General features: G+C 36.2%; 23 protein-coding genes. 5 read left to right on the top strand and 18 right to left on the bottom strand.

Annotation, left to right across the window (positions count from 1 at the left end; translation table 11 throughout):
• Window positions 1-4 precede the first annotated feature (4 nt).
• The 6 genes from rsmB to gmk form a co-directional block, all read right to left on the bottom strand.
• Window positions 5-1,369: a 16S rRNA (cytosine(967)-C(5))-methyltransferase RsmB gene (gene rsmB / locus AC4BB5_RS01020; protein WP_490457605.1), complete on the bottom strand. Its 1,365-nt coding sequence runs from the start codon at window positions 1,367-1,369 to the stop codon at window positions 5-7.
• Between the two features lie 5 nt (window positions 1,370-1,374).
• The gene (gene fmt, locus AC4BB5_RS01015) at window positions 1,375-2,316 is read right to left on the bottom strand and encodes a methionyl-tRNA formyltransferase (RefSeq protein WP_490457604.1); all 942 of its coding nucleotides are present in this window, start codon (window positions 2,314-2,316) and stop codon (window positions 1,375-1,377) included.
• The gene (def, locus tag AC4BB5_RS01010) at window positions 2,309-2,803 is read right to left on the bottom strand and encodes a peptide deformylase (RefSeq protein WP_490459010.1); all 495 of its coding nucleotides are present in this window, start codon (window positions 2,801-2,803) and stop codon (window positions 2,309-2,311) included. The genes fmt and def overlap by 8 nt, the downstream gene beginning before the upstream one ends.
• A 71-nt stretch (window positions 2,804-2,874) precedes the next feature.
• On the bottom strand, window positions 2,875-5,307 hold the full coding sequence (priA, locus tag AC4BB5_RS01005) for a primosomal protein N' (RefSeq protein ID WP_490457603.1): 2,433 nt from the start codon (window positions 5,305-5,307) through the stop codon (window positions 2,875-2,877).
• Window positions 5,308-5,646: 339 nt separating this feature from the next.
• Window positions 5,647-5,952: a DNA-directed RNA polymerase subunit omega gene (rpoZ, locus tag AC4BB5_RS01000; RefSeq protein ID WP_010766464.1), complete on the bottom strand. Its 306-nt coding sequence runs from the start codon at window positions 5,950-5,952 to the stop codon at window positions 5,647-5,649.
• A gap of 4 nt (window positions 5,953-5,956) precedes the next feature.
• A complete protein-coding gene (gmk, locus tag AC4BB5_RS00995) occupies window positions 5,957-6,571 on the bottom strand; it encodes a guanylate kinase (protein ID WP_490457602.1) in 615 nt (204 codons plus the stop codon).
• Between the two features lie 453 nt (window positions 6,572-7,024).
• Between gmk and AC4BB5_RS00990 the strand changes: the two genes are divergently transcribed.
• Entirely contained in the window at window positions 7,025-8,473 is a 1,449-nt protein-coding gene (locus tag AC4BB5_RS00990) for a DUF1958 domain-containing protein (RefSeq protein ID WP_490457601.1), read from the top strand.
• Window positions 8,474-8,572: 99 nt separating this feature from the next.
• Here the strand turns inward: AC4BB5_RS00990 and AC4BB5_RS00985 are convergent, their stop codons facing one another.
• The 4 genes from AC4BB5_RS00985 to AC4BB5_RS00970 all read right to left on the bottom strand — a co-directional run bounded on the left by AC4BB5_RS00985 (window position 8,573) and on the right by AC4BB5_RS00970 (window position 11,741).
• A complete protein-coding gene (locus AC4BB5_RS00985; protein WP_490457600.1) occupies window positions 8,573-8,860 on the bottom strand; it encodes a hypothetical protein in 288 nt (95 codons plus the stop codon).
• Between the two features lie 70 nt (window positions 8,861-8,930).
• The gene (locus tag AC4BB5_RS00980; protein WP_490457599.1) at window positions 8,931-9,815 is read right to left on the bottom strand and encodes a YicC/YloC family endoribonuclease; all 885 of its coding nucleotides are present in this window, start codon (window positions 9,813-9,815) and stop codon (window positions 8,931-8,933) included.
• A 16-nt stretch (window positions 9,816-9,831) separates the two neighbouring features.
• Window positions 9,832-10,050, bottom strand: coding sequence for a YdbC family protein (locus AC4BB5_RS00975; protein ID WP_490457598.1), 219 nt, complete (start codon window positions 10,048-10,050; stop codon window positions 9,832-9,834).
• A 2-nt stretch (window positions 10,051-10,052) separates the two neighbouring features.
• Window positions 10,053-11,741, bottom strand: coding sequence for a patatin-like phospholipase family protein (locus AC4BB5_RS00970; protein ID WP_490457597.1), 1,689 nt, complete (start codon window positions 11,739-11,741; stop codon window positions 10,053-10,055).
• A 162-nt stretch (window positions 11,742-11,903) separates the two neighbouring features.
• Between AC4BB5_RS00970 and AC4BB5_RS00965 the strand changes: the two genes are divergently transcribed.
• Genes AC4BB5_RS00965 through AC4BB5_RS00955 form a run of 3 tightly spaced genes read left to right on the top strand, consistent with a single transcriptional unit; the run spans window position 11,904 to window position 17,151 of the window.
• Window positions 11,904-13,592, top strand: coding sequence for an Hsp70 family protein (locus tag AC4BB5_RS00965; RefSeq protein ID WP_490457596.1), 1,689 nt, complete (start codon window positions 11,904-11,906; stop codon window positions 13,590-13,592).
• The gene (locus tag AC4BB5_RS00960; RefSeq protein ID WP_490457595.1) at window positions 13,589-15,700 is read left to right on the top strand and encodes a hypothetical protein; all 2,112 of its coding nucleotides are present in this window, start codon (window positions 13,589-13,591) and stop codon (window positions 15,698-15,700) included. Before AC4BB5_RS00965 ends, AC4BB5_RS00960 begins: the two co-directional genes overlap by 4 nt.
• Before the next feature lie 17 nt (window positions 15,701-15,717).
• On the top strand, window positions 15,718-17,151 hold the full coding sequence (locus AC4BB5_RS00955; protein ID WP_490457594.1) for a DUF1958 domain-containing protein: 1,434 nt from the start codon (window positions 15,718-15,720) through the stop codon (window positions 17,149-17,151).
• 221 nt (window positions 17,152-17,372) lie between these two features.
• On the opposite strand, the gene AC4BB5_RS00950 is transcribed toward AC4BB5_RS00955, so the two are convergent.
• The 5 genes from AC4BB5_RS00950 to yfmF form a co-directional block, all read right to left on the bottom strand.
• Window positions 17,373-18,233: a hypothetical protein gene (locus AC4BB5_RS00950; RefSeq protein WP_490457593.1), complete on the bottom strand. Its 861-nt coding sequence runs from the start codon at window positions 18,231-18,233 to the stop codon at window positions 17,373-17,375.
• A gap of 287 nt (window positions 18,234-18,520) precedes the next feature.
• The gene (pgsA, locus tag AC4BB5_RS00945) at window positions 18,521-19,099 is read right to left on the bottom strand and encodes a CDP-diacylglycerol--glycerol-3-phosphate 3-phosphatidyltransferase (RefSeq protein ID WP_490457592.1); all 579 of its coding nucleotides are present in this window, start codon (window positions 19,097-19,099) and stop codon (window positions 18,521-18,523) included.
• A 195-nt stretch (window positions 19,100-19,294) separates the two neighbouring features.
• The gene (locus AC4BB5_RS00940) at window positions 19,295-20,227 is read right to left on the bottom strand and encodes a helix-turn-helix domain-containing protein (RefSeq protein WP_490457591.1); all 933 of its coding nucleotides are present in this window, start codon (window positions 20,225-20,227) and stop codon (window positions 19,295-19,297) included.
• 453 nt (window positions 20,228-20,680) lie between these two features.
• Window positions 20,681-21,973 carry an EF-P 5-aminopentanol modification-associated protein YfmH gene (yfmH, locus tag AC4BB5_RS00935; protein ID WP_490457590.1) on the bottom strand — a complete coding sequence of 431 codons (1,293 nt, stop codon included), beginning with the start codon at window positions 21,971-21,973 and terminating at the stop codon, window positions 20,681-20,683.
• Window positions 21,966-23,234 carry an EF-P 5-aminopentanol modification-associated protein YfmF gene (gene yfmF / locus AC4BB5_RS00930; RefSeq protein WP_490457589.1) on the bottom strand — a complete coding sequence of 423 codons (1,269 nt, stop codon included), beginning with the start codon at window positions 23,232-23,234 and terminating at the stop codon, window positions 21,966-21,968. The genes yfmH and yfmF overlap by 8 nt, the downstream gene beginning before the upstream one ends.
• A gap of 205 nt (window positions 23,235-23,439) precedes the next feature.
• On the opposite strand from yfmF, the gene mscL reads away from it, so the two are divergent.
• A complete protein-coding gene (mscL, locus tag AC4BB5_RS00925) occupies window positions 23,440-23,889 on the top strand; it encodes a large conductance mechanosensitive channel protein MscL (RefSeq protein ID WP_490457588.1) in 450 nt (149 codons plus the stop codon).
• A gap of 202 nt (window positions 23,890-24,091) precedes the next feature.
• Here mscL and AC4BB5_RS00920 read toward each other — a convergent pair whose 3' ends face one another.
• The 3 genes from AC4BB5_RS00920 to AC4BB5_RS00910 all read right to left on the bottom strand — a co-directional run bounded on the left by AC4BB5_RS00920 (window position 24,092) and on the right by AC4BB5_RS00910 (window position 25,896).
• The gene (locus AC4BB5_RS00920; RefSeq protein WP_490457587.1) at window positions 24,092-24,523 is read right to left on the bottom strand and encodes a GNAT family N-acetyltransferase; all 432 of its coding nucleotides are present in this window, start codon (window positions 24,521-24,523) and stop codon (window positions 24,092-24,094) included.
• 51 nt (window positions 24,524-24,574) lie between these two features.
• Window positions 24,575-25,009, bottom strand: a complete 435-nt coding sequence (locus AC4BB5_RS00915; protein WP_490457586.1) for a hypothetical protein — start codon at window positions 25,007-25,009, stop codon at window positions 24,575-24,577.
• Between the two features lie 101 nt (window positions 25,010-25,110).
• On the bottom strand, window positions 25,111-25,896 hold the full coding sequence (locus tag AC4BB5_RS00910) for a sulfite exporter TauE/SafE family protein (protein ID WP_490457585.1): 786 nt from the start codon (window positions 25,894-25,896) through the stop codon (window positions 25,111-25,113).
• Window positions 25,897-25,903 lie beyond the last annotated feature (7 nt).

The following is a 25,903-nucleotide window of genomic DNA, read 5'->3' as shown; positions in this document are numbered from 1 at the left end:
TCGTTTAACAAACTTTCTGCATACAGCAAATAAAAAATCCATCCGTCCCTAATTGATGGGGGTATAGTGTGAGCATTTGATCATGCACAGAAGGCTTGACAGCCTCACTAACACTCACATCGATTTTTTTAAATTCTGGATGCTTTTGTAAAAATGCTGCAACAACTTCCTGATTTTCTTCTTCCGCAATTGTACATGTGCTATAGACCATTATACCGCATTGTTTCAATGTTTGGGCAACACTTTCTAGAATTTCTAGTTGAATTTTAGGTAATTCTTCAAAATCTTGCGCTGATTTGTTGTATTTAACATCCGGTTTACGGCGCATCAACCCTAATCCTGAACATGGTGCATCCACTAAAATTCGATCAAAATACTCTGCTGGGAATTCTTCTCCTACTTTGCGCGCATCTAATTTTTCAGTATCAACAACCTCTTTTACATGCAGACGTTCAGCGTTTTGTTTGATTAATTTGATTTTATGATCATGAATATCCAAAGATTTTACACGACCACCTTGTGCAGCGTCAAGAAATGTTGCAATGTGAGTTGTTTTCCCCCCAGGAGCCGCACAGGCATCTAAAACTACATGATTCTTTTCGATTTGCATTGCTGGTGCAACCAACATAGAGCTTTCATCTTGAATCGTCAGTTTCCCGGTCGCAAATAAATAACTGCCTGCTAAAAAACCTTTATCCGCAACTACACCATACGGTGAAACTTGGCTAGCAGATACTTCAATATGATCTTTTTTCAATTCTTCCAGTGCATCTGAAATACTGATTTCCCGCGTATCAACACGTCCGCTAACATGACTTTTTTCAAAAAGAGATAGCCCTAATTTTCTCGTTTCGTCCATACCCATTTGTTGGATCAGTTTTTCTGTCAACCATTTTGGCATACTAATCTCCACGGATAGGCGTTCAACAGAGTCTTTGATATTTTCCAAACTAGGTGCGCCTTCACGTTGAAATGCACGAAGTACTCCGTTGACAAACTTACCGATTCCGACATTCCCTCTATGTTTCCCAATTTCTACTGCTTCATTGATAATCGCATGATCAGGTATTTTATCTAAAAAGACTAATTGATAGATCGATAAACTAAGTAAATTTTTCACCCAGCTATCTACTTTTTTAGGGTTTGTAATAAATGGCGTCAAATAATATTCCAATAACAACTTACGACTGATTGTTCCATATACAAGCTCTGTGAACAAACGGCTGTCTTTTTCTCCTAAAGCAGATTTGTTGATCATTTCATTTAATAATAAATTCGAATATGCTCCGCCATTGTCTACACGCTCAATGGTTCTTAATGCAACATAACGAACCGAACTCTTTACTCTCGCTGGTATTTTCTTTCCCATTTTGATTAGCCCACCTTATCTGATTCTGCAACTGCTTTACCGACTCCATTTAAGAAATCTTGGATGAATAATTTTCCTTTGCCCGATGGCTGAATCGTATTTATAGAAAGAACAGTTCCTTCTCCACAAGCGATCCATAATTCTTTTTTACTGCGTTTTATGATTGTCCCTGGAGCAGCCTTTGTTGTTTCTTCTAAAGGTGTAACTTCCCATAACTTCCAATTAACATCATTATATGTCGTGAATGCTGTCGGCCATGGACGCATACCACGTACTTGATTGTCGACTTGTTCTGCTGTTTTATGCCAATTAATTCGTTCTTGTTCTCTCGTAATATTCGGAGAAAATGTTACATGCTCTTCATCTTGAGAAATTGGCGTGATTTCATTAGCTAAAATTTTAGGTAATGTTTCTAACAATAACTCTTTTCCAACTACACTCAGGCGATCAAACATCGTCCCTACATCATCAGATTTAGTGATTGGAATCGCTTTTTGAGAAAGAATATCTCCAGCATCCATTTTCTTCACCATTTCCATGATTGTGACGCCTGTTTCTTTTTCTCCTTCGATGAGCGAGTAATGAACCGGCGCTCCGCCGCGATATTTCGGCAATAGTGAAGCATGCACATTGATTGCCCCAAATTTCGGTGCATTTAAGATTTTTTCTGGTAAAAACTGGCCAAAAGCAGCTGTTACAATAAGATCTGGCGCAAATTCGATGATTCTTTCCATTTCAGGTGAGCCTGAGATTTTTTCTGGCTGCAAAACAAGTAAGCCGTGCTTGACCGCAGCTTCTTTCACAGGAGTTGGCGTAATTACTTTTTTTCGTCCTACTGGGCGATCTGGTTGAGTGACTACAGCTTGGATTTCATAGCCATTTTCGATTAATCCTTCTAAAATAGGTACTGAAAAAGCGGGTGTTCCCATAAAAATTAGTTTAGTCATCTAAATGTTCCTCCATATATGCATCTAAATCTTCTGGTTTGATTGGATCGATGATTTTATCAATGAACAATTCACCATTTAAATGGTCGATTTCATGTTGAAAAGCTCTGGCAAGATACCCATAAGCAGTCACTTCGATCTCGTCTCCTTCACGATCAAAATAACGAACGGTCACTTCATCCGCTCGTTCAACTGTTCCATACGTTTCTGGTATGCTTAAACAGCCTTCCACATCGATATCTGTGCCTTTCTTTTCAATGATTTCAGGATTGATCAATTCAAACAAGCCTGTTTCTTCATCTACTTCGATCACTGCAAGTTGAAGGTTTTTGCCAATCTGAGGCGCTGCTAGACCGATTCCATCATGGGCAACCATCGTTTCATACATATCTTCTAAAAGGGTAATTGTTTCATCTGTGATCATTGTTACGGGTTTTGCTTTTTGTTTCAGACGTTCATTGGGGTGTATCACTATAGGGTAGCGCATAAAGTTTCCTTTCTTTTGGTCAAATATCATCAATCTGCTGACTCACTGTGATGTTTGACATATCTAAGAGCTCATATAAAATTCATTGGCTCAGCATCAATCGACAATTTCAAACCGTGTGCAGTTGCTCTTTGGGTATCAGTCAATATTTTTTTCAAGATATTTTGTAAATTTGGTTCGTGTTTATATTTAATGATTACTTGATAAAAGTAACGATTATTGACGCGCATGATAGCATTAGGGGTTGGCCCTAACAAGATCGCTTGATCAGATAATCCTTCATTTAGTTCTTTGACTATTTCAAACATCTGCTTAGCCGCTTGATTTTCTTCTGGATGACTCGCGGTGATTTGCACCGTAAAGTAAAACGGCGGATAATCGCCCCGATGGCGGACGTACATTTCTTTTTGATAAAAATCTTCGTAGTCTTGCGCTTTAGCTAGCTGAATTGCATAATGTTCAGGATTAAAAGATTGAATAATCACCTCTCCAGGCTTTTCTGCTCGACCTGCTCGACCACTGACTTGAGTCAATAATTGAAATGTTCGTTCACTTGAGCGAAAATCTGGAAGATTCAATGCAGTATCAGCATTTAGTACTCCTACCAACGTCACGTCAGGAAAATCTAGTCCCTTAGCAATCATTTGAGTTCCTAATAAAATATCCGCTTCGTGATTGCCGAATGCTGTTAAAATTTTCTCGTGGGCACCTTTTCGTCTTGTTGTATCCACGTCCATTCGTAGAATACGACTTTCAGGAAAAAGAGCTTTGAGTTCTTCTTCTACTTTTTGAGTTCCTGTTCCGTAATAACGAATTTTATCTCCACCGCAATTCGGACAATGGTACGGTATTCGTTCTTCATGACCACAATAATGACATTTCATCGTTTTCGTATCCATGTGTAGCGTCAATGAAATATCACAGTTTGGACAAGGTAGGACATAGCCACAATCTCGACACATCACAAACGAAGAATAGCCTCGACGATTTAGTAGTAACACACTTTGTTCCTTTTTAGCTAAGCGGTCTTGGATTTTTTCTTGAAGGGCTAAAGAAAAGGATGAGGTATTTTTATTTTGAATTTCTTCACGCATATCCACAATATCGATTGTCGGTAATGTGGCAGTTTGATTGGCCCTTCGGGATAATACTAATCGTTCATACACATTTTTCTGAGCTCGTGCCCGTGTTTCCAATGAGGGCGTAGCACTTCCCAAAACAACTGGACAATGATGGTATTCACCACGCCAAATCGCTAAATCACGCGCATGATAACGCGGTGTTTCTTCTTGCTTGTAACTGGCTTCGTGTTCTTCATCAATAATCACAACACCAAGATTTTCTAAAGGAGCAAAGATAGCAGAACGTACACCTACCACGACTTGCGCTTCACCACGTTCGATTTTACGCCATTCATCATACTTTTCCCCTTGAGATAAAGCACTATGCATGACTGCAACCTGCTCACCGAAACGACTCTTGAAACGATGAACCATCTGTGGCGTTAATGAAATTTCCGGCACTAACATCATGGCGGTTTTTCCTTGATTCAATACTTCAGCAATCACTTGAAGATAGACTTCGGTTTTTCCGCTACCAGTGATGCCTTCTAATAAATACGTTTGACTTATATCTTGATTCATTGATCCTAGGATTTTATCTACTGCGTTTTGCTGCTCATCATTTAAAGCAAGTGCTGTAGTTTTTTCAAATGTATGATCCGCAAATGGGTCGCGATAAGCTTCGGCTTCAATAAACGTCAACCATTGCCTGTTCGCTCCGTCATTTAATACGGCTGTACTAAAACCTAACCCTTTCATCTCTTTGACAGTGGTCATTTGTTCTGAACCTAATTGCTGTAAATAGTTGAGCAATTGTTCTTTTTTCTGTGACCCTTTTCTAAGTTCAAGCCGCGCTTCTTCTAATTGTTCAAAGTTTTTCAGCGCTTGAATATAGCGAATCATTTTCACTTTATTTCTGGTATTCACTTCGTAACGAATATCGACTTTTTGTTGCTTTCTAAGCTGCATCAATTGAGGTAAAATATTGCGAGACAACGCATCTTCCCAGGATATTTCATCCAATCCATAGAATAACTCATCTTGTATATTTCCTTCTAGTTCGTCCGTTAAGTATATGTATTTACTATAATCTGCACGCATCACGCTAGGAAGCATTGTTTGTAAGCAAGTGATTTTAAAGGCAAATGTTTTTTCCTTCATGTAGTCAGCTAATTCCAGTAGTTCATTGTTGAGCACTGGTTTTAAATCTAAAACAGAAAGAATTTCCTTCCATTCAAACTTTTGTGCTGCTATCACTTCGTCAGAGACTTCTTCTATTGCTAAAACAAACCCTTGCAGATGCCGATTCCCATTTCCAAAAGGGACTTCTACCCGCATTCCAACCGTTAATTGTTGTTCTAAGTTAAAAGGAATCAAATAAGTAAACGGTTGATCTGTCTGCATCGTTGGTACATCAACAATGACTTGTGCCGCTTTTCTCATAAACATTCCTCCAATCTATCATTATAATACTGATTCTCTGTCAGAGCTAAACAGATTCGTTCAGCTTTTCTTTGATCTAGCTTATCGAATCAGCTCTTCGGAAAAAAGATGAAAGTTGCTAATGCCACACTACGGCACAATCAGCTTTCCCTATTTTTCTGTCAGAGCTAAACAGATTCGTTCAGCTTTTCTTTGCCTATTGTACTAAAGAATCACGCATTTGTCTTGTTCCTCTGATTTCTGTTACTGAAAATTTAAGTAAGCAATCATGGTTTATTTTTGAAACATATAAAAACTGAGATGAAAACTTTTTATGGTTTCATCCCAGTTTCTGCTATCTTATAGACTTTTTTCTTCGCGGATACGATTTTCAAGTTCCTTTTGCTCTTGTTCATGTCTCATTTTTTGCTCTTCTTTAGCCATACGCATTCTTTCACGTTTTTCTTCTGGACGAGGATCATTGATTACTGTTGCAGCATCGATTTCTTCTAGTGCTTGACCTACGCTTTTCACAGATTCAAAACTTTCTAATGTTGGTTGCGCCCCTTCATCTAGTTCATGAGCACGTTTGCTTGCTAGGATCACAAGTGAATATTTTGATGGTACTTCTTTCAATAATGAGTCAATAGATGGTTTTAGCATCATAAGGCTACATCTCCTTCAACATTTTAATATATTTACCAATTACTCGATCAACGCGAAAATGTTCACTCGCGATAATTTCTTTGATTCGTTTCACTGCCAACGGTACTTCGTCATTCACTACAGCATAATCATATAATGCCATCATTTCGATTTCTTCGCGAGCCACACGCATTCTTTCTTCAATAACATCATGAGCATCGGTCCCACGACCAACGATTCTTGATTTTAACTCCGATAGATCTGGCGGTGTTAGAAAAATAAATACTCCATCAGGCACTTGCTCTTTGACTTGTTCGGCACCTTGGACTTCGATTTCTAAAAAGACATCTTTTCCTTTATCAAGCGTTTGATTAACATAAGAAAGTGGCGTTCCATAATAATTCCCTACATACTGAGCATACTCTAGCATTTCACCAGCTTCAATCATTGCTTCAAATTCTTCTTTTGTGCGGAAATAGTAATCTACTCCTTCTACTTCCCCTTCCCGCATTTTACGGGTAGTCATAGAAATTGAGTACTGAAAATCATTCTCTTCACTATCAAAAATTGCTTTTCGCACTGTTCCCTTACCAACTCCAGAAGGACCCGATAGTACAATTAATAATCCACGCTCTGACATGATGACTTCCTTTCATAAAAAGCTGAACAGGCTTATTAGCCTTAGCAGAAAAACATAAAAATAAGAGTGGTGTTCTTTGTCACAATTATTTTTTATCTTCTTGCCGAGTTGCTAGCCTGTAAAGCTGACAATTTAAAAGCTGAACAAGCATATTTGCTTACACAACTATATTTTAATAAAGTATTAGTTCTATAATGCACTTTTTTTCAGTAATTTTCAAGACTTTACCACATAATATTTTCGAAAAAGACAGATCCTGTTTTAATTCTAACATCTAGCAAACTAATCTTGTATTTAAAAACATAAACTTTTGGCTCTTTACAATGAAATTCTCAAAAAAAGTGTACAACATACCCATTTTTCAAGTAGAATGAGGTTATTACTCATTTTCACAATAAAATAACTAACCTGTTTAATTAAGTGAAAGTATTAAAAATGAAGGGATTTAAATTTATGTTCACAAAAAAAACACTTTTTAAAACGACTAGTTGCTTTTTACTGATTGCTTTTGTCTTACTCGGAAGTTTTACTCAAAAAAGTTATGCAGAAGAAAATTTAATGGATTTTGCTGAAAAGTCAGGTTTTCCAGTCAAAGAAAATTATCGGCCCAAGGCTTCGATCGTAATTGATGCTGATTCAGGTCAGATTCTATGGGAAGATCAACCTGATTTATCTTGGAGCCCGGCAAGTATTGCTAAAGTCATGACCATGTACTTGGCCTTTGAAGCAATGGAGCAAGGTAAATTTGATTTAGATACAACAGTCACTGCTACCCAAAAATATGTCGACATTTCTCAACTCTATGCATTAAGCAACAATAAGATTTCCTTAGGTGTTGACTATCCTGTTCGAGATTTGTTTTCAATGGTTGCTGTTCCTTCTTCAAATGTTGCCACATTAATGTTAGCTAATTTAGTTTCTGATAATGATGAAGCTGGTTTTATCCGCAAAATGAATGAAAAAGCAGCAGAGTTAGGTATGACAAATACAACTTATTTCAATTGTAGTGGAGCCCAAATCAGTGCTTTTGACGGATTATACCAAGCAGAAGGAATCGATCCTAATGGCGATAATAAGTCAACAGCGAGAGACTTAGCGGTTTTAACCTACAATTTACTCAAAAAATACCCTGATGTATTACAATTCACTAATAAACCTGTCGTTACCACGATGGAAAACACGCCTTATGCTGAAACTTTTGAGACCTATAATTACTCATTACCTGGCGCAAAATATGGGTATGAGGGGGTAGATGGATTAAAAACTGGATCAAGTCCAACTGGCGGTTTCAATTATATTGCCACAGCCAAAAAAGGAAATATTCGTCTGATTGAAGTTGTTTTAGGCGTAGGTGATTGGTCAGATCAAGACGGAGAATATGAACGACATATAGCTGGTAACGCAATTTTAGATCATGCCTTCTCTACCTATGAATATAAAAAATTGTTACCTAAAGGTCCAAACAAAATCAACAAAAAAGAAATCAACCTAGAACAAGATTTTTACGGCTTTGTAAAAAAAGATACCCCGCCTAGTTTTAAATTAGCTGACGGGCAATTGTCTTTAACGAATACTTATGGCCCAGTTTCACCTAAGATCCCTGCTCAAAGTGTTTCTTATCAAGAAGTAACGTCACAAGCTACCAATAACTCTTCTACTACACATAAAAAAAAGAATGTCCCCCAGTCTTCAATAACTAAAATAGCGGGATATAAATACTTGATCAGCATTCTATTAGCTGCCTTAGGGTTGCTACTATTTATTTTTTCAAGAGTATTTAGAAAACGAATCGCTGGCGTTAGAAGAGGCAGCCGAAAAAAGGCCACTCCTATGACACGATTATTATTTATTAGCGGAACACTTTTACTTCTTTCAGCGATTGGCATACTTCTCTTTTTATAAAAATATAAGAGAATAGGGCAAAAGCGGTTGTTCATATTTTAAGGGACTGAGACATAACTCGTCGAGTTATATCTCAGTCCCTTTTTACTGTAGTGTTTCTTAAAATCCCATATTCGATAAAGTATTCACAACACCCATAATCTCATCATGACGTTTGATTTTTTTATCCACAGGTCCATCCACTTCTTCAACGTCTACACGAACAACAAAACGACGGTTCAGTGTCACAAACGCCTCTTCGTTCACACGAATATTTAAAGTATCCTTTGTAAATGAAACACATGCGTCTTCCCAGACATCAAATGGGTGTTTATCCGAAATAACTTCTCTTTTTACTACGGACTTCCCGCTTAGTTCATGAAACGTTACATCATAATAGTTTGACATAAAAATCCACCTCTTTACTTTCTTCTCTTTAATTATAGCTTTAAATACTAGAAGCACAAATTATTTTCTATTATTCGACATTTTGAATTTGCTCTCGAATTTTTTCAAGGATCGTTTTCATCTGAACAACGATATTTTTGATTTCAATTGAGCTTGATTTAGAACCAATCGTGTTAACTTCACGATTCATCTCTTGAATCAAAAAATCTAACTCTCGACCAACTGGTTCTATCTGGATTAATAATTCCTGCAGCTTATCCACATGAATAGCTAATCGATCTAACTCTTCGTGAATGTCGCCTTTTTCCAGCAGAATCGCCATCTCAGTCAACAAACGATTTTCATCGACTTGACCACCCAACCAATCATTTAGCTTTGTTTCAAATTTTTCCCGATATTCTTTTTCGTAAATCGCAACAAAACCAGTTAATGCATTCACTAAATCAGTAAAATCTTGACTATAGGTGGTCAATACTTGTTGAATTTTTTGACCCTCTTGCAGACGACTAGCATCGATTCGTTCAACCGCCTTTTCCACAGATTCTAAAACTAACTTGCCGAAAGTTTCGTCTGCTTCCTGCTTTTCTGTGACTTCAACATAATCCGAATTATTGAGCAGTTGATTAATGTTTTGTGCAGGATCAAATTCCGCTTGGGGATACGTCGCTATTAATTCTTGCTTAACTTCTCCCAATAATTGATGAATTAAATCCCAATGTACCAATACTTCTTTATTACCACTACCAGTTTGTTTGATATTAATATACGCTTCGATTCGCCCACGTTGTAATGTTTCTTTCATTAACTGGCGAATAGCCATTTCATGAGGATTGACCTCTTTTGGCATCCGTAATTGGATATCTAAAAAGCGCTGATTCACGCTTTTGATTTCTACATCGATTTGATACGTGTCATTTAAAAATGTTTCTTTTCCAAAACCGGTCATACTTTTCATTGACAGGGTGTCCTTTCTACATTGATTTTATTGCTTTAGATAAGATTTCAAATTCTTCATTTGTTAATGTAATACCCTTACCCATTTTTTCATGGTCGGCAGACCAGTCTCTCAAATCAAACTTTGGCGGACGTCCATTCCAACTGACTAAATTGAACTCTTTACGCCAGCCTCTTCCGTTATCTGATAGTATCGCAATTTCTTCTACGATTTCATATGAAAATTCTTGTGCCATTATTAATCCTCTCCTCGTTGTATAAATTCTTTCATTAAAATTTGTAATACTTGAACAGGTAATTTGTCCAATAAAAAAACCAGACGCTGTGTTTTTTCTTTTTTATCTACATTCAGTAAATTGCTCATTAATGATAACTGTTGTTTATCAGAAAGTAAAAAGTAATCTTCATAGTATCTCATCAACCACTCCTGAACAGAAATCATTCCAGCACTCCCCGTAACGTCGGTCTTCATTTCACTTTGTTGTAGAAGTTCTACTACTTCTTGGATCGTATATAACTTGGAAGCAGAAATTTCCTGTCCCTTTGCTAATAACTCCACTAAAACCAATCCAATATTTTCAGTATACACCCTGTCTTTATAAACTTTACGCAATTTTTTACAGATTTTATTTTGTTGCGCGATAGAATCCCATAATTTTATTTTATAAGTATCATTGATATAGGTAAAAAAGGATTGTTGAAACACTTCTGAGCTATTTATCGTTTCATCAAATGTGTACCAGTATCCAAGATATTTCCCACTAATAGCCTTCATTGTCTCCAAATACCCTAATTGAATATTTTTTGTTGAGCGAGCACCGTCAAATAAAAGAACAGCTCCCATTGACCACGGCGTCTGTAAAGTTAGGCGACTTACAGTTGTAGGGATTTTGACTGGTTTTGTGATTCCTGGACCTTTCACATCTACAATGACGCATTCAGTCGCACCCTTTTGCAGCGCAATGTCAACAGGAATATTGTTTCGATAACCGCCATCAACATAGTATTTATCTGCAATTTTCGTTGCTGCCATTGCAGGAAAGAAGGATGCTGAAGCAAGTAACCAACTCTGCCATTGGTTCCTCTGACACTCATTGAAATGAATATTTTTTTCCTGCATATTCGGCAATTCAGTCGTCACCAAATAAAAATCTGTAGTAATCTGCTGCATTTTTTCTTGTGAAAATGTGTCATTGATTAATTTTTGAAGCGGCTTTGTAGATACACCGTTTGACTGGATTGCACTTAACGTGAAAGAACCAATCTGGCTCATCATTCCTCCCAAAGTATCGTTGGGTGCTACAGCTGTTGGAAAAGATAGGATTTGCTGCGTATCGATTTTTTCCCACATATTTTTAGCCGCTTCAAAATCATTTTGTAAAATCAGTGCCCCATTCAACGCACCAACGGATGTGCCAGTAATAACTTTAATTGGAACAGTCAATTCTTGCAAGGCTTGCCACACCCCAATCTGATAAGCTCCTCTTGCACCACCGCCACCTAAGATTAATCCAGTATGGTATGTTAGTTTTTTGACTACTGTTTTATTATTTTCCACCAAATATCCATGTTTCACAAATACTTCTTGTAAATGCAGGGTAAGCGATCGTGGAAAACGAACAATAACTTCCGCTTGAAATGTTTGTTTATAAAATCGATCAATGGCCAAAAAAATCGATGACCAGCCAAATTGAACCGTTTCAGGGATCAATAAATTCGTTATTTCTCCTGCTTCAACTATCATAAATAAGAATGGGTTCTTCCCTTGATAAATGACATGTGCTGTTCCGCTATTATCCCGTACTCTTTTACTAAATACTCGCCTTGCCAAAGTATGGGTATCATAAAAAGGTAGTAACTGAACACTTTTAGCTAATCGCTCAGTAAAGTTCGGCCATTCTGAAGCAACCATTTGTTCACTTCTCATTACAAACACCTCCATCGTTTAAAGTATACCAAAATTATCTAAAAATTACTTTTTATTAAAAATAGTTAAAAAAGATACATTTCCACTCGCTTTTCCCGTAAAATAAAATTGTTAGACTTTTTATAGAAATACATAGAAGTTGGTAGAAAAAAGGAGAATATTATGGGAATAATAGGGATTGATTTAGGAACATCAAATAGTTTAGCCTCGTTTTGGGATGGTGAATCTTTTCAATTGATCAACAATCAATTTGGTCAGATTCTGACGCCATCAATTGTTGGTGTCGATGATAATGGTGATATTTTAATTGGTGCAATCGCTAAAGAACGGCTAATCAGTCACCCTCAGTTGACGGCAGCGACTTTTAAACGATTTATGGGAACCGATAAAAAATATGACTTAGGCGGACATTCATTCACACCAGTCGAACTTTCCTCTTTAGTGCTACGTAGCTTAAAAGAAGATGCCGAAATGTTTTTGAAGCGCCCTTGTAACGAAGTTGTGATCAGTGTACCTGCTTATTTTAACAATACCCAAAGAGAAGCGACTGTAGAAGCCGCTAAGCTAGCTGGATTAACGGTACAAAACCTCATCAGCGAGCCTACAGCTGCTGCGATGGCTTATGGGTTTCATAAAGAAGCTGATCAATCGATTTTAGTTGTAGATTTAGGTGGTGGAACATTTGATGTCTCTTTATTAGAGATGTTTGATGGGGTAATGCAAGTAGAAGCTATTTCTGGCGACAATCATTTAGGAGGTGAAGATTTCACTCATGTGATCGTTAGAGACTGCTTAAGTGTTCTCAATTTGAGCGGCACTGTTTTATCTGCCACCACACAATCCGTTTTATATCAAAAAGCTGAGTTATTAAAGTACACACTGACAATAAAGGAATCCAGTTCATTTGAGTTTGAATGGGAAGGTAATCTGTATTCTTATCAATTATCGCAAACACGCTATAAAGAGCTTTGTGAGCCTCTATTAGCGAAAATGAGGCAACCGATCGGACGTGTTTTAAATGATGGTCAGATCAGCATAAAAGAAATCGATCAGGTGATTTTAATTGGTGGTGCTACAAAAAATCCAATTGTTCGGAACTATTTTGCTCGTTTGCTAAAAACCATACCCTATACACAAATTAATCCAGATGAGGCAGTCGGTCATGGCGCTGGCATCCAAGCTGCTTTGAAGCAGGATCGTTCTATGGTCAACGAGATGATTCTAACGGATGTATGTGCGCATACTTTAGGAGTTGATTCTGTTAGCCAAACAAGTACAGGTTACATCGACGGTGTTTTTTCTCCCATCATTGAACGTAATACCACGATTCCTGTTAGTAAAATGAAAACTTTTTATACACTAAGAGATAACCAAGAACATGTTACTTTTGCTATCTATCAAGGGGAAAATCCGATGGCCAAAGATAACTTAAAAATCGGTGAATTGGAGATAAAAATTTCAAAAGGACCTGAAAATACGCCCATTGATTGTCGCTTTACATATGACTCTAACGGGCTTTTAGAAGTTATTGTCACTGATACAAGTGGTCGATCTAAGCAGCTGATTATTGAAAGTTCTCCTGGTAAATTGAGCTCAAAACAAATGCAGGAAAGTTTAGCAAAGTTAGAAGCATTAAAAGTCCATCCGCGAGATCGTGCTGAAAATCGTTTACTACTTGCTCGTTTAGAAAGACTGTATGCGGAAACAACTGGTTTACAGCGTGAACAAGTCCAAGCACTACTGTTTCATTTTAGAAGCGTATTGGAAAAACAGGAAGAAATTTTAACAAAGCGGACAGCTGCTGAATTAACACAACAACTAGAGGAACTTGAAAAAGGGTTATGGTTATGAATCCTTGGGAGATCTTGGAGATTGCTCCGACTTCTGATAAAAAAACAATCAAGCGGGCCTATGCTGCAAAGTTGAAAACAATAATTCCTGACGAACAGACAGAAGAGTTTCAGCACTTAAAAACAGCATTTGATTTAGCGTTGACTTTATCAAAAAACGGTAGTTTAATAGAAGATGATATTTTTACTTCGATCGATGTATCGACTGAAATGGTTGAAGGACTTGCCCAAGATACTAATGATTATTCCCAACATCATGAACATCAGGCTCTCACAGCTTTCCAGTCGCTAGACGCCTTTTCTAACCAGCTACAACAAATAGTTGATGATGAAGATTACTTTGAAAAATTATCTATCTGGAAAGAATTGGTAGCATCGATCAACAGTTGGTCTATTGATGAATACATGCAAAACACCTATATGATTCAATTATTTTTAGTGGAGAATTATCCATGCTTGGCTAAAGAAATCATTCATTTTTTATTTCAGACATTCAACTTAACGGAACTAACAAATCATATCGGTCAAGAACGCTTTGTTTCAGCCAACTTTCTTGAGTTGAAAAAAGTTATCTATAACGTTCCGCCCTTCTCGTTCAAAATAGCAGAAAACATTCCTAGAAATTTGAGAAGAAAGTATTTTCACTTACGCTATGAGATCTATCAGATAATTAGTAATAAACAGAGCTATATAACGAATGTTGAAGAGAAAATTAGAGAATGTGCTGAAATTTTTTCTGAGGATAGTGAGCTTTGGAATCTACAACTACTTGATTTGTTGGATAAAACGAATGGCTTGTTAGAAAATGAAGACGAGAAAAAGCAGTATAAATCCTTGCTGAATCAAACAAAGACAATGAATAACACCTCAACAACTCATTTTTTAAATAGATATTTCATGTTACTGATTGAAACGCAAACAGATGATACAATTTTTAATTGGAATAAAGAACAGTTGACCATACCAGAAGAATTATTTCTTCTTATTCTCGGTTGTATTTTCTTTAAAAAGAATCAGTTTGTCTCTGCCTTCAATCTTTGGAAACAACTGAATATTTCTAGAAAAATCGCCTTACAAAAACAATTTAAAATAATCTTCCCTTATTTATCTAAAGATCAAAAAAAAGAGTATCGGTCGATTGAAAAAGAAGTTCGAAGAGTCTTAGAACCTAAAACAGAAATGGCAGTATCATTTAAACAAGGCTTTATAATTTTGTTTTGCAGCTTGATCGTTCTGTTACTTATGCTCAAAATGCCCTCTATCCCTCAGACTCCTAGAAGAACTGGTCGAACGCCAGCAGAGCTTATCGCAGCCTATAAAGCACAACAGTCAAACCAGCAAAGAACAAAAGAAGACGAATCAAATGAAGAGCCCGAACTTGAGCTTTATGGTGATACTTTAGAAGAACGTTTTGTTCATTACTTTTATGCTTCTAATGATCCTAAGGGTAAACAATTATTTATCGATAAAAATGTCTATGACATCCAATTAAAAAAACTATTAACATATTACGTAGAACAAAATACACATAAATATAGTAATAGTTCTGGTTTCAAGTTTAAATCAAATACAGTAAGTGACCCTAAAAGTAAAAAAACGGCAGTCTATTATGGAGAAGAGCTGTTGTGCATTCTGGAATCAGGCGAGTTTCAATTTACCCTTGCAAACGTCTATGGAAACCAATGGCATCTACTTTCAGATATCAAATTTCAACAATTACTGAACGAGATAGAGATTAATCCAGAAAGTTCTACAAACACTTTTCTAAAAAAATTCCTATTTTCTGACAACAAACAACAAAATCTGTTAGAATACACTGACTACCTTTCAGAAAATATGAAAATCGTTTTAGAGAACAACGTAAATGAACCCATTTCTGAAAACTTACAAAAGGGATTTCTCTACCTTGTACAGCAACCTAAAATAAAATTTATTGTCTCCGACCAAAATCAAGAAAATGAAGAAAAACTGATTCTCACTTTCGATGAACAAGGAAGATTAGATCACGTTTTCGGACCTCGTTGGGAAGAAGTCGATGAAGAAATGATTCATTACTCTAACAGAGAAGCTTTTAAAAATATTCCTACTTTATTAGAAGAACCTGATTAATTACAAAGGATGTTTATATGAAGAAAAGAAACGTTTTACTGAAAATATGCTCGCTAATATTGTTTTTAGGCTATTTTTCTGGCCTATTCACAGCCTCAAATGCCTATGCCGAAGAAGATATCCTAACAATCACACAAAATGCAGGCTATCAAACAAATGAGTTTTATAAGCCTAAAGCATCGATCGTTATCGAAGCCCAAACTGGTCAAGTCCTTTGGGAAGACAATCCTGATTTAAAATGGAATCCTGCAAGTATCGCTAAACTGATGTCTGTCTATCTTGTTTTCGAGGCAATGGAACAAGGAAAATTCACTTTAGATACGACAGTTAAAGCAACAGATAATGATCAAGCTATTTCACAGATTTATGAATTAAGTAATAATTCGATCGTTTCTGGTGTAGATTACCCTGTTCGAGATTTGCTGTATGCAACACTTGTTCAATCATCAAATGTCGCAACGGTGATGTTGGCCAATCTAGTGACCGCAAATGATGAAGCAAAATTTATCCATATGATGAACGATAAAGCAAAAGAACTTGGTATGACTAATTCAACATTTTATAATTGCAGTGGTGCCGAAACAGGAGCTTTCAACGGTTATTACAAACCTGAAGGAATCGACCAAAATGCAGATAACGTGACTACTGCTCGAGATTTAGCTATTTTATCTTATTATTTATTAAACAATTATCCAGATACAGTGACTTTTACAAGTCCAATTCAAATCACGATCATGGAAAATACGCCTTATGCTGAAGTTTTAGAAAACCATAATTATTCATTACCAGGTCTCGCTTACGGTTATGAAGGTGCGGACGGCTTAAAAACAGGATCAAGCCCAACTGGCGGTTTTAATTACGCAGCAACGGCTAAGCGAGAAAACACTCGTTTGATTGAAATTGTCTTAGGCGTTGGTGACTGGGAGGATCAAGAAGGAGAATTACAGCGTCATGCTTTTGGTAATGCAATTTTTGATCGAGCGTTTACTACTTATGAATATAAAAAACTTCTTTCTAAGGGAAACAACACGGTTAACCAAGAAGAAATTATTTTAGAACAAGATTTTTATGGCGTGCTTCAACGAAATACTGAACCCGTTTTTAAATTATCTGCTGATAATTTAACCGTTGATAATGGACTGACCTCCGTATCCCCAACAATCAAGGCACCTAGTTCCAACTTTAAATATGCTAAGAAATTAAAAGCATTGCAACATTCAACTCTTTTGCAAAAGGTAAAGAACAAAAACGGCTTATCTACCTTTTTTGTTAATGGCTTGCTGATTATTCTAGGTCTCTTATTTATGTCTCTAGCAAAACTATTTAGAAAAGAACCTACTGAAACTAGTAGCTCTAAAAATTTCAGCCCTATATTTGCTTTAGGTATCCTGTTTATTCTTGCAGGAATCGTTTTAAGTGTCTATACAGTGGTCGTCGGCCCTTGGATTTAATATGGTTAGAAAAAAAAGAACAGTCACTCAATGAGTCTCCTCATTGAATGACTGTTTTTTACTAATTCAAATAAAAATAGCGAAGGATCTCTCCTTCACTATGTTTTATTTTTCTTTACCAACATGACTTGGCAAAGAATATACTTTTATAAGTTTCACACAAATTTGGGTAAGAAAGTTAAGAATTAGTTATTAATTATTAGTTATTAGTTATCAGGGAATTATTTATTTTTCTTTAGTTGTTTGATTTCTTTTTCGATTTGATCGATTTGTTTACCTAATGCTTTTTGTTCATTTTTATCACGTGATACTTTTTTCTTGTTGATCAATTCTTGTTTTTCTTGGATCAATGCATTGATTTTAGCTGTATTGTCTTCAACTGGTGTAGATGGAGCAGTTGTATTTCCAGTCGAACCACCTGTTGTACCATTTTTCAACGCTTGGATCTCACGTTCAATTTCGCCGATACGGATACCTAATGCTTTTTGTTCTTGTGGATCACGGCTTACTTTTTTCTTGTTGATTACTTCTTGTTTTTCTTGGATCAATGCATTGATTTTTGATGCTGTATCTTCACCTGGTGTTGCTGGTGTTGTTGTACTCCCTGTTGAACCACTTGTTGCGCCATTTTTCAATGCTTGGATTTCACGTTCGATTTCACCGATACGGATACCTAATGCTTTTTGCTCTTGCCAGTTTGTACTAACTTTTTTCTTGTTGATTAATTCTTGTTTTTCTTGGATCAACGCATTGATTTTTGATGCTGTATCTTCACCTGGTGCTACTGGTGTTGTTGTATTTCCAGTTGAACCACTTGTTGAACCGCCTTTTTTCAATGCTTGGATTTCACGTTCGATTTCGCCGATACGGATACCTAATGCTTTTTGTTCTTGTGAATCACGGCTTACTTTTTTCTTGTTAATCAATTCTTGTTTTTCTTGGATCAATGCATTGATTTTTGCAGTGTTATCTACAAGTTGCGCTGAGGTTGCATGCGCTTGAGTCGCTGTTGCTAAAAACCCTGTTCCTCCGATTGATAAAGCTAAACCAGCAACTACTGCACCTTTTACAAATTTGTTCATTATAAATTCCTCCAATTAATTTTTTGTTCGAATACTACTGTTCATATAATAATAGTTCCGATACACAGATTATACCCACAGTTTTAAAAAAAGTAAACTATTATTTTATAAACAGTAGTATCAAAATTTTTTGAAAGTATCGAAAAAAATGAAAAAAGCTTATATATCAATGTTTACAGCACTTATTTTTCTAAGAAAATATTTTTTATAAAATAAAAAAACTAGCTCTTTTACTTGAAATCAAGTAAAAAAACTAGTTTTTCATTATGAATCACTTTAAATAATCGTTACATTGAACCTTTAAAAACACTTGCATTTTTTACAAAATAATCGACTCCTGAATAAATTGTAAATAATAAGCAGATGTATAACATGATTTGATCTAATGGAAAACCGATTGCTGCAAATGGAATATTATTGATAAATAATAATATAATCGCAACCATCTGTGTTGCTGTTTTTACTTTCCCCGGCCAAGCAGCAGCCATCACTTCTCCACCTTCAACTAACAACAAACGCAACCCAGTAACGGCTAGCTCTCTACAAACAATGATCGCTACTACCCAGGTAGGTACTTTTTGTTGTCCTACTAAAACGATAAATGCAGTCATTACTAGCATTTTATCTGCTAATGGATCAGCAAATTTCCCAAAATTGGTAACTAACCCTCGCGCTCTGGCGATTTTTCCATCTAACCAATCGGTGATACTCGCTACCGCAAAGATGATTGCTCCAACTAATTGAGTAACTGCTAATGATGTTCCCGCTACGGTGATCGTTCCCCAATCCATAGGAATACTGACAATAGCGATAAAAATTGGAATCATAAATATTCTAATAACTGTTAATTTATTTGGTAAGTTCAATGCTTGTTTCCCCTCTCTTTTCTTCCTTATTTTACGTTATCTCATAGAAGGTGTCACGGAATAAGACACATTTTTATTCTAAAGCGAGCCATTTGGATCACACTCTCAATAAATGAGCGAGAAAAATCCTTACAATGGTTTGTCATCCATCGCAAATTTTTCTCGCCCATCTTTCATATGAACAATTCATTTTTCTTATTGCGGTTGTTGAGACTGTTGTGACTGCTTTGGTTGTTGCGTTTGTGCGTAGGATAAATTCATATTGATATTTCTTGGTCCAATTCCCGCATTATTCGGATTAAACTCTGCTTTTTGACCATCTAATTTGAATTCCATGTACTCCGATGCACCCAAACTGATAACCACTTGAGCTGTTCCTGCCGGTACTTCAACAGATTTTGGCTGCCCCGGTTGAATTGTCTCTTGGTAAAAGTAACCATTGTCATTGTTAGCTGCTGTTGCAATATACACACCGACCCAACAAGGTCCTGTCACTGCACTAAATTCTAATTTGGCTGGCGATGCGACATTAACAGCACTCATGTTTACTGTCACGCCTGATTCACTATCGAATTTTACCTCTGTTGGTGCTTTTGGTTCTGACGAAGAGCTAGTCGAAGCAGGTGTACTACTTGATACTGGTGCTTGACTCGACTCAGAACTTGATGTGTCATCAGTTTCTCTAATGATCTCAGAAGCAGGTGGTTTAATCATCGGTGTTGCCTGACGATCTTGCCATGTAATGTAAAAAACGACGATTGCGATCGCTAAACCAATCAAAGAAAAAATAATAGCAGGTAAACTGCGCATAAAGCGTTTAGTTGGGCTATATTCATCGTACATCTGCGTCCGTGATTCATCTAACGTTTCATATTGAATTGCTGTTTCTATGTCTTCTGGCTCGTCTATCCCATCATAAATCTCGACTAGTTCATTACCGTCTAAGCCAACTGCACTTGCGTATTGACGAATAAACGCACGCACATAAAAAGTTCCCGGCATGGAATCAAAATCATTTTCTTCAATTGCTATCAGATAGCGTTTTTGTGTTTTAGTTATTTGCTGCAATTCATCTAATGTCATGTTTTGTTGCAGTCGTGCATCTCTTAATTTTTTTCCTATATTCACGCTGGCCACTCGTCCATCTTCTCCAGTCTCTCTAATTTATCAGTCTTGCCTAAATCGATTAGGCGATTTTTCAGTCGTGCAGCTTTTTTGTAAATAAGATAAAATACCTCTGAATAGATCCTTATCCAACTGCTCTATTGTCTAGCATAAAGTTTGTGTTCATTTTATGTAAAGCTCTTGAGTCAAAATAGCTCAATTTGTTTGAATTAACTAATTAAATAGTTGGACGCTTCTTTTCATCCAACTATATCTAAGGATAACATAAAAAAATACTGATGAGGATAACATTTTTGAAAGTTTTTGACTAAATATCGGACTTTTTTTAATTCATACAATTATCACTTTGAATAAGCACGTTTCTTCTGCAATAGCTGATGATTCTTCCCGTTTCTAAGAAAAATCATCAGCACAGAAAAATAAATCACAGCTGTACTATTCGTTTCTAACTAGTTGTTATTTTTTAGGATACATATAAAAACGGCTTAATCCAGCTTTGTTGATAAATGTTTGTGCAAGTTCTTTTATATCCGTTAGTTGAACACTTTCAATCACTTCTGGTGTATCAAATAATGTCGTTTCTCCGTAAAGGGATTGTGAAAACTGATTTGCGATATACTCCAATGAATTTAATGATTGGAAATACTTCCCAATCATTTTTTTCTTCAATAATGATAAGTTTTTAGCAGTTATTTCAGAACTTTCATCTGCGGTTAGAAGGATTTCCTCGATACGATCAGCCAATTGTTCTGGCTTATCACTATCTCCACCGAAATCTGCAAAGTGGAAGCTACGGTCTAAATTAAATTCATAGCCAAAACTATCATCTAGTAAACCTTCATTGTATAAATTCAAGTAATTTTGCGATGTATTGCCAAATAATAATTGAAACAGCAGATTTGCCGTTGTTTTATATTTAAGTAACTCTTTCCCATCCGTAGGCACTTCATCTAACCCCTTCAATCCAACAATGACTTTGGAGCGACTGATAGCCATTTCAATAGAGCTCTCTTTTACAATGTCTGCTGCGGTTTCTTTAGGAAAATGGCGTTGGATCGGTGGTACTTTTGCGAAGTTTTTGGCAGACTGATTGTTACGGATAAAAGCCATCATTTCTTCTGGATCCATTTTTCCAACTACAAATAATGTCATATTGCTTGGGTGGTAAAAGGTGTTGTAACACGTATACAGATCTTCCGCAGTAATTTCATCAATACTTTCTACCGTTCCTGCAATATCAATATGCAGAGGGTGCTTCGGATAAAGATTGCTCAATGTACCAAAAAACAAGCGCCAGTTAGAATCGTCTAAATACATTTGGATCTCTTGACCGATAATGCCTTTTTCTTTATCAACAGTTTCTTTTGTAAAATAGGGTTCTTGAACAAAATTCAATAAAGTTTCCAAGTTCTTCTCTACTTGATCTGTGGTTGAGAACAAGTAACTGGTTTTGGTAAAACTTGTAAATGCATTAGCGGAAGCGCCTTGGCGACCGAATTGTTGGAATACATCGCCATCTTCTTTCTCAAACATCTTATGTTCTAAAAAGTGAGCGATCCCATCTGGTACTTTTACAAAGTCCGTTTTGCCGATTGGTATAAATTCATTGTCGATCGAGCCATAGTTCGTCGTAAACAAGCCATAGGTTTTGTTGTACTCTTTTTTAGGCAATAAATAAACAGTTAAGCCATTGTCCAAAACTTCTGTATAGAGAACTTCATTGATTTGCGGATATTCTTTTTTATTCATCGATTTTTTCTCCTTCCAAAAAGAAAATGGCTTGTAGCTGCACCAATTTGGCAACTCGCTGAACATCAGCCAGTGTGACTGCTTCCATCCGACGAATCCACTCGTCATCTTTTAAGCGAAGGTGAGGAATTAAATCATTCAGATATTCATTTTCTAAAACAGCGCCTGCATTGTCTAAAGAAAGTAAATATTGATTTTTTAACATAGCTTTAGTTTGTTCGATCTCTAAATCCGTTACGTTTCCTTGTCGAATATTTTCTAGTTCTACTGAAATCAAGCGCAAAACTTGATTGCGATTTTTGCCATCTATTCCAGTCTGAACACTTAGGAACCCTCGGAACGTATCAATACTGCTAGAGGCATAATAGGCTAAATTTTCTTTCTCCCGAACATTCATAAATAGTTTAGAATGCGGGAATCCACCAAATACACCATTAAAAATCTGCAATGCAAAATAGTTTTCATCACCATAATAGACATCTGTATGGTAACCTAAATTCAATTTTGACTGTGCCAATGTTTCTTGTTCAGAACGTTCTTCAATCACATTTCTAGACGGTTGTGTATAAAAGATATCTGCAATTCCAGACACACGATCTTCAAACGGTAATTTACTAAACAGCGATGTGACTTCAGCCTCATCCACATCCCCAAGGACAAAAATATCGACTTGGTCTTCTCGTAACATTTGTTGATGGTACGCCGCAATACTTTCAGCTGTCTCTTTTTCTAAATCAACAACAGTCCCAAAGCTTGGTATGTTTTGATCTTCGGATTGACCAAAGTAGAGATTTTGTAAAGCCAAAGAAGAATAAACTTGTTTATCTTCTGAAATACTTTCATAGTATGCTTTTAAATTTTCTTTTTCACGTTGAAAAGTTTCAGCTTCAAATTTTCCATTGATAATATTTGGATAAAACAAAATTTCCTTCACAAAATCAGCAGCATCTGCTAAAACATGACTATTTTCTAAATACTTATCATTCACTAAATTCATAGAAAGATTCAACCAATGTAAATTGCCTTTTTTATTCACATTGATTCCAAAACTAGCACCATATAATTCTGCCAGTTTTTCACTTAATTTCACTTGGTCTGGATAGTTTAAGCTATTCGTTTCCATTAAACTGGATAAAAGTGTCCGTTTTGTGATCGTTTCTCTATTCAAACGTGTATTAAAACGTACCAAAATACGCACTGTCTTATATTTTTCTGTTGGCACAACATGTAAGTTGACCCCTTGTGCTAATGTGATCGGCATCTTGTCAGCTCCTCTTTGTTTTTCATCATAATAAAGCCCAGTCTGAAATACAATCATCTGGCTGTTTCTAAATGTTTTTTTAAGATTTTTCTACATCCATTTAATTATAGCACAGCTGGACTGTCTTTCCTTGATGTAAGAGTCTTTCATTTCAAATTTTTTATTTTTTTCTGTATACTGTATTTCAGAAAGGAAGGTTATACTTATGATTAAAGAATTTAAAGAATTTATTATGCGTGGAAATGTTCTTGATTTAGCCGTTGGGGTCGTTATTGGTTCTGCTTTTACTGCTATCGTTACACAAATCGTCAATGGGTTGATCACACCATTAGTTAGTCTAGTATTCGTATTGACTACTGGGGAAAAAAGTGCGGATGATGCTTTAGGCGCACTCGTTTTTCATGTAAAAGGTGTGGCATTTAATATTGGCGATGTAATCAGTGCTCTTATTACATTTTTAATTACTGCCTTTGTTTTATTCCTAATTGTAAAAGCTGTCAATAAGATGAAGAAAAAACCGCAAGAAGTGGAAGAAGAAGTTGTTGCGCCTACAACGGATCACCTATTAGAACAAATCCGTGATCTTTTAGCGGCACAAAATGCTGTAAAAACAACGGATGCTACGAAAGATATCTCTGAGAATATCAAAAAGTAACACTCTTCTATGTAACAAGCATAAAAAAACGCTATGCCTAAAATGGCATAGCGTTTTTTGGATTGGAGTTTCTATAACTTCAAAATCTTTATTTTGGAAGCCTCTAACTTTTCTCTTATATACTGATAATTTTAGAATTGTTTAGGCTTTATCTAACTAAAAAAAGTTGGCACACATTTTCGATAGGTGCCAACTTTTTTAGTTAATTTCTTCTCATATGAATGTGGGGAATATCATCTTCTAAATACACTTCAGAAATCGCTTCAAAGCCAAACGCTCCATAAAAATCTATAAGATGAGCTTGGGCACCGATAATGATCGGTCGATTTGGGTAGTTCTCTTCTATAACTTTCAATGTTTCCTCTAAAAGTTGATTACCTAATTTTTTTCCACGATAGGCTGGATTAACTAATACTCTACCGAACGTCACAGTGTCTCCTTTATCGATGATTCGCGTGTATCCTACTATTTCCGACCCCTCTTGGAGCCAAGTATGCAAAGCCTGTTCATCGGCTTCGTCGATCTCTTGATAAGGACAGTCTTGCTCCACGACAAACACAGCGATCCTTAATTTAACGATCTCTAAAAATTCTTTCGTCGTTAATTTTGCAAATTCTTTTACACGATAATCCATCTTGTCGACCTCCTTGATCGAAATAACAAATGAACACTTTTCCTAGTCTTATTATTTCATTTTCAGCGTTCCTGGACCTGATCGGTACATGATTTTAACACCCTCATCATCCATTGCAGGGTATAAAAAATCAATCAACACAATATCGCCACTGGATACAGAGTCTTTCCCTATCTGGATCATTATACCGTCTGATGATTCTTTGGTGCCCAACGTATAAACATAGTCTTCTTTCTCTCGCAGATGATCAATATATTGTCCCAGTTCCGTTTCACTAATACTTCCAGCTTTATACGTCAATGTGGTTGTCCGAACTTTATTTTTCATTTCATTGTTCGTCCCAACAATTTTTTTCTCACCAAGCACTGAATAAACCGAAGGAATCTTATCTTCATTGACCTCGATTTCTTTAGCCGTACTTGAAGCACAACCAGCAAATAGAACACACATCACAACTAATAACCCAACCTGAACAACTTTTTTCATGTTTATTCTCCTTTTATTTTCTATATTTTCAACATTTATTATATCATAAACAAAAACATCTAAAACTCAACATTTCTGTCAAATTTTAGATGTTACATGCACTAAATAAACAATTGTACACCATTCCATAAATTTAATAATAATACCAGAAGAATCACGATTTGATACACTTGCGTCACCCGTTCAGAGGAAATTTTACCACTGATCAATGCTCCTACAAATCCACCTACAATAGCAGCTGGAACCACGTAAAACAAAATCGATAGGTCAAATCTATCAAAACCGGTTGATTGCGCAATCGTAAATAATTTTGCCGCCTGTGAGAAGAAAATCGTAATGATTGAATAAACAGTGGCTTCTTTGATTGGAATCCCAAAACACAGCATCAATAATGCCACATTGATCGGTCCACCACCAATCCCTAATAACGTAGAAATAAATCCTAAAAACAACCCAACACTCATATACCAAATTGGCAGAGACAAATCTAAGGAACGTTCATTCCCAATTTTCGTATAAAAATAAGCAAACAGTAACGTTATGATTGTCAAAATGATTTGGATCAATTGAACATATTTTTCCTCAGAAAACACCCGTAACAGTGATTCAAAGACTGTATTTCCCAAAATACCTCCTACTACTGAACCTAAAGAGACAAATACAGCAATCGGAATTTGCAATTGTAACCCATTCTTCATTTGCTTCAGTGTAGAGACGATCGACATAGTAAAAACCGCTACACTAGAATAAAATGAAATAGCTGCTAACGGGTGAAAGTGCAATGTGTCAAGTACAGGTTTTATGATTACACCACCGCCCATACCTGAAATCGCACCAACTGTATTCGCTAAAATAATGACAATAAAATATATGATCCCTATAAACACAATCTTC

Source organism: Enterococcus sp. AMC1252 (genome assembly GCF_058216515.1).
The sequence above is the reverse complement of the archived record's forward strand: the minus strand, read 5'-3'. Positions and strand labels throughout refer to the sequence as shown.

Coding starts and splice junctions, on each gene's coding strand:
- rsmB (WP_490457605.1), bottom strand. CDS start 1,369: ATGGGAAAGAAAATACCAGCGAGAGTAAAGAGTTCGGTTCGTTATGTT.
- fmt (WP_490457604.1), bottom strand. CDS start 2,316: ATGACTAAACTAATTTTTATGGGAACACCCGCTTTTTCAGTACCTATT.
- def (WP_490459010.1), bottom strand. CDS start 2,803: ATGCGCTACCCTATAGTGATACACCCCAATGAACGTCTGAAACAAAAA.
- priA (WP_490457603.1), bottom strand. CDS start 5,307: ATGAGAAAAGCGGCACAAGTCATTGTTGATGTACCAACGATGCAGACA.
- rpoZ (WP_010766464.1), bottom strand. CDS start 5,952: ATGATGCTAAAACCATCTATTGACTCATTATTGAAAGAAGTACCATCA.
- gmk (WP_490457602.1), bottom strand. CDS start 6,571: ATGTCAGAGCGTGGATTATTAATTGTACTATCGGGTCCTTCTGGAGTT.
- AC4BB5_RS00990 (WP_490457601.1), top strand. CDS start 7,025: ATGTTCACAAAAAAAACACTTTTTAAAACGACTAGTTGCTTTTTACTG.
- AC4BB5_RS00985 (WP_490457600.1), bottom strand. CDS start 8,860: ATGTCAAACTATTATGATGTAACGTTTCATGAACTAAGCGGGAAGTCC.
- AC4BB5_RS00980 (WP_490457599.1), bottom strand. CDS start 9,815: ATGAAAAGTATGACCGGTTTTGGAAAAGAAACATTTTTAAATGACACG.
- AC4BB5_RS00975 (WP_490457598.1), bottom strand. CDS start 10,050: ATGGCACAAGAATTTTCATATGAAATCGTAGAAGAAATTGCGATACTA.
- AC4BB5_RS00970 (WP_490457597.1), bottom strand. CDS start 11,741: ATGAGAAGTGAACAAATGGTTGCTTCAGAATGGCCGAACTTTACTGAG.
- AC4BB5_RS00965 (WP_490457596.1), top strand. CDS start 11,904: ATGGGAATAATAGGGATTGATTTAGGAACATCAAATAGTTTAGCCTCG.
- AC4BB5_RS00960 (WP_490457595.1), top strand. CDS start 13,589: ATGAATCCTTGGGAGATCTTGGAGATTGCTCCGACTTCTGATAAAAAA.
- AC4BB5_RS00955 (WP_490457594.1), top strand. CDS start 15,718: ATGAAGAAAAGAAACGTTTTACTGAAAATATGCTCGCTAATATTGTTT.
- AC4BB5_RS00950 (WP_490457593.1), bottom strand. CDS start 18,233: ATGAACAAATTTGTAAAAGGTGCAGTAGTTGCTGGTTTAGCTTTATCA.
- yfmH (WP_490457590.1), bottom strand. CDS start 21,973: ATGAATAAAAAAGAATATCCGCAAATCAATGAAGTTCTCTATACAGAA.
- yfmF (WP_490457589.1), bottom strand. CDS start 23,234: ATGCCGATCACATTAGCACAAGGGGTCAACTTACATGTTGTGCCAACA.
- mscL (WP_490457588.1), top strand. CDS start 23,440: ATGATTAAAGAATTTAAAGAATTTATTATGCGTGGAAATGTTCTTGAT.
- AC4BB5_RS00920 (WP_490457587.1), bottom strand. CDS start 24,523: ATGGATTATCGTGTAAAAGAATTTGCAAAATTAACGACGAAAGAATTT.
- AC4BB5_RS00915 (WP_490457586.1), bottom strand. CDS start 25,009: ATGAAAAAAGTTGTTCAGGTTGGGTTATTAGTTGTGATGTGTGTTCTA.